Origin of the sequence: Arthrobacter ipis (assembly GCF_014694315.1) — a bacterium.
Lineage (GTDB): Bacteria > Actinomycetota > Actinomycetes > Actinomycetales > Micrococcaceae > Arthrobacter > Arthrobacter ipis.
In genome coordinates, this window is sequence record NZ_JAAOXD010000007.1 from 530325 (window position 1) to 543851 (window position 13527).

General features: G+C 67.6%; 10 protein-coding genes. 8 read left to right on the forward strand and 2 right to left on the reverse strand.

Annotated features, from left to right (window positions below):
* Positions 1 to 14: 14 nt before the first annotated feature.
* Positions 15 to 689, forward strand: coding sequence for an alpha/beta fold hydrolase (locus G9E11_RS17380; protein WP_190607992.1), 675 nt, complete (start codon positions 15 to 17; stop codon positions 687 to 689).
* A gap of 25 nt (positions 690 to 714) precedes the next feature.
* On the opposite strand, the gene G9E11_RS17385 is transcribed toward G9E11_RS17380, so the two are convergent.
* Positions 715 to 2151, reverse strand: coding sequence for a PucR family transcriptional regulator (locus G9E11_RS17385; protein ID WP_190607994.1), 1437 nt, complete (start codon positions 2149 to 2151; stop codon positions 715 to 717).
* Positions 2152 to 2293: 142 nt separating this feature from the next.
* Between G9E11_RS17385 and G9E11_RS17390 the strand changes: the two genes are divergently transcribed.
* The 3 genes from G9E11_RS17390 (at position 2294) to G9E11_RS17400 (ending at position 6338) form a co-directional block, all read left to right on the forward strand.
* Entirely contained in the window at positions 2294 to 3724 is a 1431-nt protein-coding gene (locus G9E11_RS17390) for an aminobutyraldehyde dehydrogenase (RefSeq protein WP_190607996.1), read from the forward strand.
* 88 nt (positions 3725 to 3812) lie between these two features.
* Positions 3813 to 5168, forward strand: coding sequence for a 4-aminobutyrate--2-oxoglutarate transaminase (gene gabT / locus G9E11_RS17395; protein ID WP_190607998.1), 1356 nt, complete (start codon positions 3813 to 3815; stop codon positions 5166 to 5168).
* 303 nt (positions 5169 to 5471) lie between these two features.
* Positions 5472 to 6338, forward strand: a complete 867-nt coding sequence (locus tag G9E11_RS17400) for a universal stress protein (protein ID WP_190608000.1) — start codon at positions 5472 to 5474, stop codon at positions 6336 to 6338.
* A gap of 53 nt (positions 6339 to 6391) precedes the next feature.
* Here G9E11_RS17400 and rarD read toward each other — a convergent pair whose 3' ends face one another.
* A complete protein-coding gene (gene rarD / locus G9E11_RS17405) occupies positions 6392 to 7474 on the reverse strand; it encodes an EamA family transporter RarD (RefSeq protein WP_190608002.1) in 1083 nt (360 codons plus the stop codon).
* Between the two features lie 115 nt (positions 7475 to 7589).
* Between rarD and G9E11_RS17410 the strand changes: the two genes are divergently transcribed.
* The 4 genes from G9E11_RS17410 to exaC all read left to right on the forward strand — a co-directional run bounded on the left by G9E11_RS17410 (position 7590) and on the right by exaC (position 13383).
* Complete coding sequence (locus tag G9E11_RS17410) at positions 7590 to 8588, forward strand: DNA topoisomerase IB (RefSeq protein WP_190608005.1); 999 nt, start codon at positions 7590 to 7592, stop codon at positions 8586 to 8588.
* A 191-nt stretch (positions 8589 to 8779) separates the two neighbouring features.
* Complete coding sequence (locus G9E11_RS17415) at positions 8780 to 10225, forward strand: FAD-dependent oxidoreductase (protein ID WP_190608007.1); 1446 nt, start codon at positions 8780 to 8782, stop codon at positions 10223 to 10225.
* Positions 10226 to 10337: 112 nt separating this feature from the next.
* On the forward strand, positions 10338 to 11714 hold the full coding sequence (locus G9E11_RS17420; protein ID WP_190608009.1) for a GAF domain-containing protein: 1377 nt from the start codon (positions 10338 to 10340) through the stop codon (positions 11712 to 11714).
* 145 nt (positions 11715 to 11859) lie between these two features.
* Entirely contained in the window at positions 11860 to 13383 is a 1524-nt protein-coding gene (gene exaC / locus G9E11_RS17425) for an acetaldehyde dehydrogenase ExaC (RefSeq protein ID WP_190608011.1), read from the forward strand.
* Positions 13384 to 13527: the final 144 nt, after the last annotated feature.

Below are 13527 nucleotides of genomic sequence, written 5' to 3' on the forward strand. Positions count from 1 at the left end.
AGGCAGGAGGGCACGTGAGCACTTTCGTTCTTGTCCCGGGCGCCGGGGGAATGGGCTGGTACTGGCACCGGCTGGTCCCGGAGCTGGAACGGCTGGGGCACAAGGCCATTGCCGTGGATATCCGCGAGGACGATCCCGGCCTGGGACTGCAGGACTACGCCGACATTGTGGTCGCGGCTGCCGGAGATCACCGCGATGTGGTCCTCGTGGGCCAGTCCCTGGGCGCCTTCACGGTCCCGGTTGTCGCGGCCCGGATGTTGGTAAAGCTCATTGTCCTGCTGAATCCGATGGTTCCTCTGCCGGGGGAGACCCCCGGTGAGTGGTGGGAGTCCACCGGTCAGCCACAGGCCCTGGAACTCAATGACAGGCTGAACGGGCGCAGGGGTGGTTTTGATGAACGCGTGCACTTCCTGCACGACGTTCCCCCGGAGGTCATCGCCGCCGGCGCAGGCGCGCAGCGAGCCCCATCCGGCACGCCGTTCGGGCAGCCCTGCGAGATCGACCGCTGGCCCGACGTGCCCACCAGGGTCCTGGTCGGCCGCGATGACAGGTTCTTCCCTGTGGACTTTCAGCGGCGGGTGGTCCGGACCCGGCTGGGCCTGGGGATTGACGAAATCCCGGGCGGACACCTGGTTGCCCTGAGCGACCCGGGTGAGCTCGCCAGCCGGCTGGACGGCTACGCCCGCTGACCCCGTGTCTTCGGGGTAGCCCGGCTCAGCCGGCGTGCCGCGCCCCGAGCCGGGCTACCGCCAGTGCCAGCCACAGCTGCACCCGGTCCGCGGTGACGGAGGGGTCGTAGCCGGTGAGTTCGGTGATCTGCGCCAGCCGGTAACGGACCGTGTTGCGGTGGAGGGTGAGGGCCTCGGCGACGGCGGCAACGGAGCCGTTGCTGTTCAGGTAGCTCTCCAGCGTGGCCATCAGCTCGGCGCCATGGGCGGCATCGAAGCTCCGGAGCGGGTCCAGTGACTCGTTGGCCATGTCCGCCAGGGGCACGTCCTCGCTCGCCAGGAGCAGGGAGGTCAGGCTGAGCCGCTCGGGTTCATTCACCGGCAGCCCGTGGCTGGCTGCATCACGCGCCTCGAAGTAGCTCCAGCGCAGGCCGTTCGGCTTGGTGTACGCGCCGCCGATGCCGATGGTGGCGTGGATCCCGGCCTCGGCAAGGTGGTCGCTGAGGCTCCTGGCCATGGCCGTGGCGCCGCGTCCGTCGTCGGGCACCACAGTCACCAGGTCCTTTCCGACGACGGCGGTCACCGCGTTCTCCAACGCCTGCGGCAGTGAGGAGCTGACCAGCTGCTTGTGGTGCGCCTCGGAGCCGGCCAGAATCACCACATTCTTGCGCGTGCTGTTGATGCCCGTCCCGGCGAGACGGCGCTGTGCCTCGCTGGGGTCCAGGGTCCCGTGGATCACGTCCTCGAGCACCTGCCCGCAGAGCGCCCGCTCGGCCTGGCGCTGCTTGACCATGTTGTTGAGCTCCACACTTATGAGGTTCTGCGCGTAGCCGATGATGCCGGAATCCTCGAACGGCTGCTTCACCCAAAGCGTGCAGGCATCGCGGCGCCCGGTGGGGATGGGGTAGGTGGTCCAGGAGTCCGCGGACGGCGGCTCGCCCCCGCTGTTGTACAGCTGGGCGGTGAACTGGGTCAGTGCGATCTCGGTGCGGAGCATGCCGCCCAGGTGCCGCAGGAGCTCGGCCAGGCCGCCGCCGGTCAGCAGCGCGCGGGCCAGGATCTGGTGCCCGGCGATCAGCCGCTCCAGCTTGGAGTAGTGGTCCGCGGACTGTGCGTCGGCCACGAGCTTGCTGATGGCAATAAAGGGAGTGCCGTATGGCACTTCGACCACCGGCAGCCCCCAGCGGTTGGCTTCAGCGATCAAAGCCGGGGGAACGGCGTCGTGCGAGAGCCCCACGCCGAACCCGATCCCCACGGCGCCGGCGCGCTGGACCTGGCGGACAAAGCGGCGCTGTTCGGGCGCACTTTTCATCCGCAGCCCGGTGGTCAGCACCAGTTCGCCGCCGTTGAGGAATCGCTGCGGGTCCTCCAGTTCGGTGACCGCAACCCAGCGGATGTCCTGGTGCGATGTGGTCTCCGCGAGGCTGGATTTCTTGAGTCCCAGAGACTGCACGGCCAGCAGCGCCGCGAGGGAAATTGCCATGGATCAAGGGTAGCGGGAGGCTGGCCGATCGCACTAAAGCGCCGGGCCGAGGGTGTGCAGGTGGCTATTCCCCGAGGTCTCAGGCTGGAATAGGCTCGAGTCAGCCGCATCACACTATTCAGGACGAAAGAGGTTGTACACCGTGGTTCAAACCTTGCAGAACTTCATCAACGGAGAGTTCGTCACGCCTGCGGGCACGGGCCTGATCGACATCGTGAACCCCATGACCGGTGACGTCGTGGCCAAATCGCCCGTATCCGTGGAGGCCGACGTCGACGCCGCCATGGCCGCCGCCAAAGACGCCTTCAAGACCTGGAAGCACGTGACCCCCGGGCAGCGGCAGCTCATGCTGCTCAAGCTCGCCGACGCCATCGAGGCCAACAGCGACGAACTCGTCGCTGCCCAGCACCGCAACACCGGGCAGGTCCGTTCCCTGATCGCATCCGAGGAAGTGGCGGCCGGCGCCGACCAGCTGCGCTTCTTCGCCGGCGCCGCCCGCATCCTCGAAGGCAAGTCCGCCGGCGAGTACTTCGAAGGCCACACTTCCTTCGTCCGCCGCGAGCCGATCGGCGTCGTGGCCCAGGTGGCACCGTGGAACTACCCGTTCCTGATGGCCATCTGGAAGATCGGCCCCGCGCTCGCAGCCGGCAACACCGTGGTCCTGAAGCCGTCCGACACGACGCCCGAGTCCACCCTGGTCCTGGCCCGCCTGGCCGCGGACATCCTGCCGGCCGGCGTCCTGAACGTCATCCTCGGCACCGGGGAAACCGGCGCGCTGATGGTGGAGCACAAGGTGCCGGGCCTGGTGTCCATCACCGGATCCGTGCGTGCCGGCATCGCCGTCGCCTCGGGCGCCGCGAAGGGCCTCAAGCGCGCCCACCTGGAGCTCGGCGGCAAGGCCCCGGCCATCGTCTTCAAGGACGCCGACATCAAGAAGAGCGCCGCGGCCATCGCCGAGTTCGCGTTCTTCAACGCCGGCCAGGACTGCACGGCCATTACACGAGTGCTGGTGGAGGATTCGGTGCACGACGACGTCGTGGCGGCCATGGTGGAGCACACCAAGACCCTGCACACCGGCTCCCAGAACGACGAGGACAACTACTTCGGTCCGCTGAACAACGTCAACCACTTCAAGGCGGTCAGCTCTGTGGTGGACTCGCTGCCGGTGCACTGCCGGATCGAAACCGGCGGCCACCGCGCGGGGGAGAAGGGGTTCTTCTTTGAGCCCACCATCGTTACCGGTGCCAAGCAGACGGACGACATCGTGCAGAAGGAAACGTTCGGCCCGGTCATCACCGTCCAGAAGTTCAGCACAGAGGCCGAAGCCGTGGAGCTGGCCAACGACGTGGAATACGCCCTGGCCTCCAGCGTCTGGACCAGCGACCACGGCACGGCAATGCGCCTGAGTCGGGACCTGGACTTCGGTGCGGTCTGGATCAACACGCACATTCTCCTCACCGCCGAAATGCCCCACGGCGGCTTCAAACAGTCCGGCTACGGCAAGGACCTCTCCATGTACGGCGTCGAGGACTACACGCGCATCAAGCACGTCATGTCCGCCCTTGATGCTTAATCCTCACCGGCGCCCTAACCTCGCTCCGCTTCGGCCAGGGAACCCTGCCGGCGTGGTCCCACTCTCCGCAGTAAAGAAGGCTAACTCCATGACTACCACCGCCAACGAAATCGTCTACCGCCTCGAGCAGAAGCGCCGCGTCCAGGCCGACTTCCCGGGCCCCAAGTCCGTGGCCCTGACCGAACGCCGCAGGGCAGTGGTCGCCGCGGGCGTTGCTTCCAGCGTTCCCGTTTACGTCGCAGACGCCGACGGCGGCATCATCCATGACGTCGACGGCAACTCGTTCATCGACCTCGGCTCGGGCATCGCGGTGACCAGCGTCGGCGCGTCCGATCCCGCCGTCGTCGGTGCCGTCAAGGAGGCCGTGGAGCACTTCACCCACACCTGCTTCATGGTCACCCCGTACGAGGGCTACGTCGCGGTTGCCGAGCAGCTGAACAAGCTCACCCCGGGCAGCCACGAGAAGCGCACCGTCCTCTTCAACTCGGGCGCCGAAGCCGTGGAAAACGCCATCAAGGTGGCCCGCCTGGCCACCGGCCGGGACGCCGTCGTCGCGTTCGACCACGCCTACCACGGCCGCACCAACCTGACCATGGCGCTGACGGCCAAGGCCATGCCGTACAAGACCAACTTCGGCCCGTTCGCGCCCGAGGTCTACCGCATGCCCATGAGCTACCCGTTCCGTGAGGAAAACCCGGAGATCACCGGTGCCGAGGCCGCCAAGCGCGCCATCACCGCGATCGAGAAGCAGATCGGCGGCGACCAGGTGGCCGCCATCATCATCGAACCGATCCAGGGCGAGGGCGGCTTCATCGTCCCGGCCGAAGGCTTCCTGCCGGCGCTGTCCGCCTGGGCCAAGGAAAAGGGCATCGTGTTCATCGCGGATGAGGTCCAGTCCGGCTTCTGCCGCACCGGCGAATGGTTCGCCGTGGACCACGAAGGCATCGTTCCGGACATCATCACCATGGCCAAGGGCATCGCCGGCGGCATGCCGCTGTCCGCCATCACCGGCCGGGCCGACCTGCTCGACGCCGTCCACCCGGGCGGCCTCGGCGGCACCTACGGCGGCAACCCGGTGGCCTGCGCCGCCGCGCTGGCCTCCATCGGCTCCATGCAGGAGTACGACCTCAACGCCCGCGCCAAGCACATCGAGGACCTGTCCTTCGGCAAGCTGCGCGAGCTCGCTGAAGAAGTTTCTGTGATCGGCGACATCCGTGGCCGCGGCGCGATGCTGGCCATCGAGCTGGTCCAGGCTGGTTCGAAGGAACCGAACCCGGAGCTGACCAAGGCCGTTGCCGCCGCCTGCCTCAAGGAAGGCGTCATCATCCTGACCTGCGGAACCTACGGCAACGTCATCCGCCTGCTGCCGCCGCTGGTGATCAGCGACGAGTTGCTGTTGGACGGCCTGGAGGTACTCGCCGCGGCCATCAAGGCCAACGCATAGTTCTCTCCTTCTTTAGCGCGAACTGGCAGGTAATGCCCTCAAAACGCCAGGAACAGGGCATTAGCTGCCAGTTCGCGCGGGGGACGTACGACGACGGCGGGCCGGGTACCAAAAGGTGCCCGGCCCGCCGTCGTTCTCGCCGCCGTCGTACTCCCTGCTGCGTTCCCGCCTCCCTGTAGCGTTCCCGCCCACTCACGCGAGCGCCGCGGTAGAGTCATCCTCACCACTGCACTTCACGCCGCAGGCCGGTGAGCGCCGCCGCGATCCGGGCGCCGGTCTGCACTACCCAAAGAGGGGTTTCGCATGCGATACGTAGTCGGCTACACACCCACAGAGCGCGGCGCGGACGCCGTCGCCCTGGCCACGTCACTGGCCCTGGCCCAAGGCGCCGAACTGGATCTGGTGTATGTGGTGAAGCCGGGCACGCCGTACGTGGCCCTGAACCCGGAGGGCAGCCGCGTCAGCGCCGCGGAGCAGCAGGTGCTGACGGCGGAACGGGAGGGCCTGGCCCTCGTTCCGCAAGGGTTGCCCGCGAAATTCCATGTGCGCGAAGCCGATTCCTTCGCCGGAGGGCTTATCGATGCGGCGGTGGAGTTTGGGGCGGGCCTCATCGCCGTGGGCGCCGCCAGCGCCGGCCTGTTCAAGCGCTACACGGTAGGGTCCGTGGCGAACGCGCTGCTGCACGCCTCACCGATCCCGGTGGCACTCGCGCCGCGCGGCTACCAGCGGACGGCACCTGTCACCCGGCTCACCTTGGCCGTCGGGCAGCGGGCCGGGGCCGAGGCGGCAATCGAGACGGCGATCAGGGCAGCTAAGCGGCGGGGTGTGCCGCTGCGCCTGGTGTCGCTGGTGGAGCTCGACGCCGCCGGTGACGCCGGGGAGGCCATCAACGCCGCGCACATCCACGCGAACACCGTCCTGACGGCCGCATCGGGGAAGGTGCCCGCCGGTCACGAGGTCGGCGTCGCAGTGGCCCATGGCCGCACCATCGAGGAAGCCATCGACGGCCTCGAATGGGACGACGGCGAGATCCTCATCGTGGGGTCCTCACGCCTGGCCGAGAAGAACCGCATGTTCCTCGGCAGCACGGCCAACAAGGTGCTGCGGGCCCTGCCGGTTCCCATGGTGGTTGTGCCGCGCGACTACAACCGCGAGGACTCGGCCCCCTGATGGGTCCTGCCGTTCCAAGCGCGAACGGACAGTTGCGGCCCCGCCGCGGGGGCTTAAGTGTCCGTTCGCGCTTCCCTGCGAGCGAGGCGCTTGGCCGCCGAGCTCTTCCGCGTCGCCGCCAGCATGTCCACTGTGAGGACCAGCAGGGCGAGCCACACGACGCCGAAGCCGATCCACCGGTCCAGCGTCATGGCCTCCCGGAACACCACCAGGGCGACGATGAACTGCAGCACCGGTGCGAAGTACTGCAGCAGCCCGATGGTGGTCATGGGCAGCCGGCGCGCCGATGCGCCGAAGAACACCAGGGGAACGGCCGTGATGACGCCGGACGCCAGGAGCAGCCAAAAGTGCCCCGGTCCGTGGGTGGTCAAAGAAGCAGTGCCGCTTGCCGCGAGGAAAATCATGGTGGCCGCGGCCAGGGGAGCGAGGACGATGGTCTCCACGGTGAGGCTGGTGACGGCGTCGGCACGCGGCCCCACCCGCTTCTTCACGAAGCCGTACAGGCCGAAGCTGACGGCCAGGGTCAGGGCTATCCACGGCAGTTTCCCGTAGGACACAGTCAGCACCCCGACGGCGATGAAACCGATTCCGACGGCGGCCCACTGCAGCGGCCGGAGCGTCTCCTTCAGGACGAAGACACCGAGGAGGACGGACACGAGCGGGTTGATGAAGTAGCCAAGGGAGGCCTCGACCGCCTGGCCGGTGGTGACACCGTACGTGTACGTCAGCCAGTTCACCGCGATGAGGCCGGCGGCAAGCGCCAACGTTCCGAGGATGGCGCGGTTCCGCAGGGCAGCGCCGAGGACGCGCCACGCCCTGGTCACCGTGATCAGGAGGGCACAGAAGATCAGGGACCAGACCACCCGGTTGGCCACAATTTCCACGGCACCGGCGGGCTGCAGAACGAAGAAGTACAGCGGAAGCAGCCCCCACAGGCCGTAAGCGCCAATGCCGAACAGGATTCCCGGCGTCGTCTCCTTGTCCACCGCCTTGGGTGCGCCAGGCAAACCGGGTGCGCCGGGCGAACCGGGCGCCCCAGGCCTGCCGGAGGTCACGCCCGGAGGCGCGGCGCCGGGTGTTGGGGCAGTCGGAACAGCGGAGGAGACGAATCCGTCGGGGTTAGGCACAAGTCCCATAACACCATCCTAAGGAGCGGTATTCCGCCTGATACCATCCAAAAGCTGCCTGCGGAAACGAATTAGTCAGTAGGCTTGCCATTATGAGTACGACTCACCGCAGGGCGCCGGCCCGATGAGGCTCCGCCACAGCAACGCCTCCGGTCATGGTTACCGCAGGGTGCGGGCTGGCACCGGGTTCAGTTACAGGGACCTGGACGGCTCCACGCTGCCGCCCGGTCCGGTCCGCGACCGGCTGGAAAGCATCGGCATTCCGCCCGCGTGGACGGACGTGTGGATAGCGCCCTTCGAGAACGGGCATATCCAGGCCACCGGACTGGATGCCGTGGGCCGCCGGCAGTACATCTACCATCCGGAGTGGCGCGAACGGAAGGACCGCGTGAAATTCAACCGCGCCCTCCAGCTCGCCGAGTCGCTGCCCACCGCCCGCCGGCTGGTCACCATGGATCTGAGGTCCGACGGCTTCACCCGCGAGCGCGTTTTGGCCGCGGCCTTCAGGCTGCTGGACAGCGGCTCCCTGCGGGTAGGGTCAGAGCGGTACACGAACGAGAACGGCAGCCATGGGCTCGCCACCCTGCTCTGCGCCCACGTCCGTGTCCGCAAGGAATGCCTGCACCTCACTTTCCCGGCCAAGAGCGGCAAAACCTGGGAGTCCCGCATCGATGACCCCGACCTGGCAACTCTGGCCCAGGCCCTCAAACGGCGCGGCGGCAACGCGCGGCTGCTGGCCTACAAGAACGGCAGGACGTGGCACCCGGTGACTAGCGCCGACATCAACGGCTACGTCAAGGAACGCACCGGCGACGACTTCACCGCAAAGGATTTCCGCACCCTGCGCGGCACCGTCGCGGCCGCCGTCAGTCTGGCCAGGAGCGGCCCGCAGAAAACCGAGGGGAAACGGAAGCGTGCCATCAGCGTCGCCATGATGGAGGCGGCAGCGGTGCTGGGCAACACGCCCTCGATCGCCCGCAAGAGCTACGTGGACCCCCGGCTGCTGGACCACTTCGCAGCCGGGGAGACCATCGACCCGAAGCGCCTGGACTCGGCGGAGTCGGAACTGCGGGCACTGATGTACCGCGAAGGCGACGTGGTGGACCTGCGCAAGAGCGGCTGACTGGCGCGGGGCGGGGCCGGCTGTGGGCCGGTCCGGCTGAGGCGGCGCTGGCCCTTGGCATGCGCACCGGGGAAGCCAGGCGTCACGCACCGCCGTGCGCCGTCACGGGTGGGCCGCCCGGCCGGGCGGACAATTAGAATTGAAAACTGCGCGCCGGTGGGGCGCGGTCTCCCGTTCCGGAAGGGCTTACGGTGTCCAACACAGCTGAATCCACGGCCAAGCGCCCGCTCCGTGTCGCGATCGTCGGCGCCGGACCCGCAGGCGTCTATGCCGCGGACATCCTGACCAAGTCCAACGAGGTCAAGGACGGCGACTTCGAGGTCAGCATCGACCTCTTCGAGGCCTACCCGGCACCCTACGGCCTGATCCGCTACGGCGTGGCCCCCGACCATCCGCGCATCAAGGGCATCGTCAATGCCCTGCACAAAGTCCTGGACCGCGGAGACATCCGGTTCCTGGGAAACGTCACCTACGGCCGGGACCTGACGCTGCACGACTTCCGCGCCTTCTACGACGCCGTCATCTTCTCCACCGGCGCCATCAAGGATGCCGAAATGGACATCCCCGGCATCGACCTCGAAGGCTCCTTCGGAGCCGCCGACTTCGTGTCCTGGTACGACGGCCACCCCGACGTTCCGCGGGACTGGCCGCTGGATGCCAAGGAAATAGCCGTGATCGGCAACGGCAACGTGGCCCTGGACGTGGCCCGGATGCTCGTGAAGCACGCCGACGAACTGCTCGTCACTGAGATCCCGGACAACGTCTACCAGGGCCTGAAGAACTCGCCGGTCACCGACGTCCACGTCTTCGGCCGCCGCGGCCCCGCCCAGGTGAAGTTCACCCCGCTGGAGCTGCGCGAGCTCAGCCACGCCCGCGACGTCGACATTGTGCTGTACCCGGAGGACTTCGAATTCGACGAGGCCTCCGACGACGCGATCCGCAGCAACAACCAGACCAAGACCATGGTGAACACCATGACCAACTGGCTCGTCGAGGAGCACGCAGAGGCCGAGCAGCCGTCGTCGCGCCGCCTGCACCTGCACTTCCTGCACAGCCCGGTCGAGATCTATGGGAGCGACAGCGACGACGGCGGGTCCGGCAAGGTTGCCGGCATCAAGTTCGAGCGCATGCAGTTGGACGGCACCGGCAACGTCAAAGGCACAGGGGAGTTCATCGACTACCCGGTGCAGGCCGTGTACCGCGCCATCGGCTACCACGGCTCCGCGCTGGACGAATTGGAATACGACGCCAAGCGCGGGGTCATCCCCAACGAGGGCGGCCGCGTCCTGGACGCCGACGGGAACCCCGTCCCCGGCATCTACACCACCGGCTGGATCAAGCGCGGCCCGGTCGGCCTGATCGGGCACACGAAGGGCGACGCCCTGGAGACCATCGGCTTCCTCCTCGAGGACCGTCTCACCCTGCCGCCGGCGCAGAACCCGGACCCGCAGGCGATCATCGACCTGCTGGAGGAGCGCGGCATCGAGTACACCACGTGGGAAGGCTGGAACAAGCTGAACGCCCACGAGGCAGCCCTGGGCGCCTCGTGGACGGAAGCCGCCGCGTCGGACGGCGTCGTGCGCGAACGCGTCAAGGTGGTGCCGCGCGAGGAGATGATCCAGATCTCCCGCGCCTAGGCCCAACTGAGTAGCAGCACAGGGCGTTCCCAGCCCTGAGAACGCCATCTACTGCTACCCAGTTGGGTGGACTAGACTGTCGCGGGCAAGCGTTTGGGCGAGTGGGAGTTCGATGAAGAACCTGATCCAGCCGGCGGCACCCGGAACCGAGGATTCGGTTCTGTTGCAGCGCCGCGCCCTGGCCGGCCACGAGTTGCTGGACATCCACACGCAGGGCGACGCGTTCCCCGACGCCGAAGAAATTCCCGGGCTGCGCCGCCTGATCCGCGAATCCTGGCAGCGGTCCGCCAGGCTGCGGGCCAACCCCGATCACCCCGAAGCCCCGCTGGCCATTGCCGCGGACGAGTTGGACGAATACCGCCGCCAGCACCCCCTTGCCGCCATCATGCCCGTCATCCAGAAGCTCCTCATCCGGCCCAGCCATGACAGCGGCCTGCTGGTTGCCGTCGGCGACGAAGTGGGCCGTCTCCTCTGGGTGGAAGGCGATCCCGGCGCCCGCAGCCGCGCCGAGGGCATGATGTTTGTTCCCGGCGCCGACTGGTCTGAGGCCACTGTGGGGACCAGCGCCCCCGGGACCGCCCTCGCTTTGGGCCGCGGCATCCAGATCTCCGGCGCCGAGCACTACAAACGTTCGGTCCACCCCTGGAGCTGCACTGCGGTGCCGTTCCAGGACCCCGATTCCGGCGCGCTGCTGGGGGTCGTGGACATCACGGGCACCGAGGCGGCCGTCGCGCCGCACACGCTCTCCCTCGTGGAGGCCACCGTGGCGGCAGCCCAGGCCCAGTTGCGCGTGGAACGCCTGCAGCTCGCGGCCGCCCAGGAACGCGTTAAAGCACGACGGCGGCACCAGGGTTCCGGGGCAGCCGGCGGTTCTGCGCGGGAAAGCAGCCTGTACCGCAACAGCCTGCAGCTGCTGGGCCGCGACCAGGCCCTGCTCAGCATCGAGGGCCGCAGCGTGGTGCTGTCCGCCCGGCACAGCGAGATCCTGGCCCTGCTCAGCACCCGTCAGGACGGGCTCAGGGCCGAGGAACTGAGCGCCCTGTTGTACCCGGGGGACGGCTCCACGATCACCCTGCGGGCCGAGATGGTGCGCCTCCGGAAGGTCCTGCAGCAACTCAACCCCGCCGCAGTGCCGGAATCGCGGCCGTACAGGCTGACGCTGGATCTCCTGCCGGACAGCAGCCAGGTGCTCACCTGCCTGCAGCGCGGCGCCCACCGGATTGCCCTCGACATCTACCGCGGCGCCGTGCTGCCCCGCTCGGAGGCGCCCGGCGTGGTCGAGCTCCGGAACCGGGTGTCCGCGCTGCTGCGCGAAGCAGTCCTGACGGACGGCAGCGCGGACTCCGTGCTCAAGTACGCGGAACTGCCGGAAGCGGCGGACGACGTCGACGTCCGCCGGGCCGCCCTGAAGCTCCTGCCGCCGCGCTCACCCAAGCGGGCCGCCGTCGTCGCCGATCTGGAGCGGCTGGAAGCGGAACTGCGCTCCTAACGCGGCGCTTGTGGTTGGGCAGCTGATTTCGACAAGCTCAATCAGCGGAGCTGCAACCCTGCTGCAACCTGGACGCTCCTAGGCTCGATGCATTGGCGATCACCATGACGTATCGCCACCGTGTTGCACAGCAAAGGAGCTAGCAATGACCGTTTACGCACAGCCCGGCACCGAAGGTTCGAAGGTCACGTTCCAGGACCGCTACGAGAACTGGATCGGCGGCGAATGGGTTGCACCCGTGAAGGGCCAGTACTTCGAGAACATCACGCCGGTCACCGGCAAACCGTTCTGCGACGTGGCCCGCGGCACCGCCGAGGACATCGAACTCGCCCTCGACGCCGCGCACAAGGTGGCCCCCTCCTGGGGCAAGACGTCCGTTGCAGAGCGCGCGGCGATCCTGAACAAGATCGCTGACCGCATCGATGAGAACGTCGAACTGCTCGCCGTGGCCGAGACCTGGGACAACGGCAAGCCGGTCCGCGAGACCCTCAACGCGGACATTCCGCTCGCTGCCGACCACTTCCGCTACTTCGCCTCGGCCGTTCGCGCGCAGGAGGGCCGGCTGTCGCAGCTCGACGACGACACCACGGCCTACCACTTCCACGAGCCGCTGGGCGTCGTCGGCCAGATCATCCCGTGGAACTTCCCCATCCTGATGGCGGTCTGGAAGCTCGCCCCGGCGCTCGCGGCGGGCAACGCCGTCGTCCTCAAGCCCGCGGAACAGACGCCGACGTCCATCCTGGTGCTGATGGAACTGATCGGCGACCTGCTGCCGGCCGGCGTGGTCAACGTGGTCAACGGTTTCGGAGTCGAGGCGGGCAAGCCGCTGGCGTCCAGCCCGCGGATCCGCAAGATCGCCTTTACCGGCGAGACAACGACCGGACGCCTGATCAGCCAGTATGCTTCCAACAACCTGATCCCCGTGACGCTGGAACTCGGCGGCAAGAGCCCGAACATCTTCTTCAATGACGTCGCCGAATCCAACGACGCGTTCTACGACAAGGCGCTCGAGGGCTTCGCACTGTTCGCGTTCAACCAGGGCGAGGTCTGCACTTGCCCATCCCGGGCCCTGGTCCAGGAGGGCATCTACGACTCCTTCATGGCCGACGCCCTGGCACGGACCGAGAAGATCATCCAGGGCAACCCGCTGGATACCGAAACCCAGATCGGCGCACAGGCCTCCAACGACCAGCTTGAAAAGATCCTTTCCTACATCGACATCGGAAAGCAGGAGGGTGCCAAGGCCCTCACCGGCGGCGCCCGGGCCGAACTGCCCGGGGACCTGGCCGGCGGCTACTACGTCCAGCCGACGATCTTCGAGGGCCACAACCGGATGCGCATCTTCCAGGAGGAGATCTTCGGTCCGGTGGTGTCCGTGACCCGCTTCAGCGACTACAACGACGCCATGGGCATCGCCAACGACACCCTCTACGGGCTCGGCGCCGGCGTCTGGTCCCGCAACGGCAACGTCGCATACCGGGCAGGCCGCGAGATCCAGGCTGGCCGCGTCTGGGTCAACAACTACCACGCCTACCCGGCCGGCGCCGCGTTCGGCGGCTACAAGTCCTCCGGCATCGGACGCGAGAACCACGCCATGATGCTGGACCACTACCAGCAGACCAAGAACCTGCTGGTCAGCTACAACGAAAACAAGCTCGGCTTCTTCTAAGCCCCTATTCTGCCGGGCGGCACCATCCCATCACTGCCGGCCGGCACTTCCGGGCGGGGACGGATCAGCTCCATCCGTCCCCGCCCGCACCATGCTTCCCGCCCGCACCGCGGCGGAGGACCCGCCCCTGGCCACCCATCAGGA

Excerpts from the sequence above, each read along its gene's own strand:
- gabT (WP_190607998.1), top strand. The coding sequence starts at position 3,813 with ATGACTACCACCGCCAACGAAATCGTCTACCGCCTCGAGCAGAAGCGC.
- G9E11_RS17420 (WP_190608009.1), top strand. The coding sequence starts at position 10,338 with ATGAAGAACCTGATCCAGCCGGCGGCACCCGGAACCGAGGATTCGGTT.
- G9E11_RS17385 (WP_190607994.1), bottom strand. The coding sequence starts at position 2,151 with ATGGCAATTTCCCTCGCGGCGCTGCTGGCCGTGCAGTCTCTGGGACTC.
- rarD (WP_190608002.1), bottom strand. The coding sequence starts at position 7,474 with ATGGGACTTGTGCCTAACCCCGACGGATTCGTCTCCTCCGCTGTTCCG.
- G9E11_RS17400 (WP_190608000.1), top strand. The coding sequence starts at position 5,472 with ATGCGATACGTAGTCGGCTACACACCCACAGAGCGCGGCGCGGACGCC.
- G9E11_RS17410 (WP_190608005.1), top strand. The coding sequence starts at position 7,590 with ATGAGGCTCCGCCACAGCAACGCCTCCGGTCATGGTTACCGCAGGGTG.
- exaC (WP_190608011.1), top strand. The coding sequence starts at position 11,860 with ATGACCGTTTACGCACAGCCCGGCACCGAAGGTTCGAAGGTCACGTTC.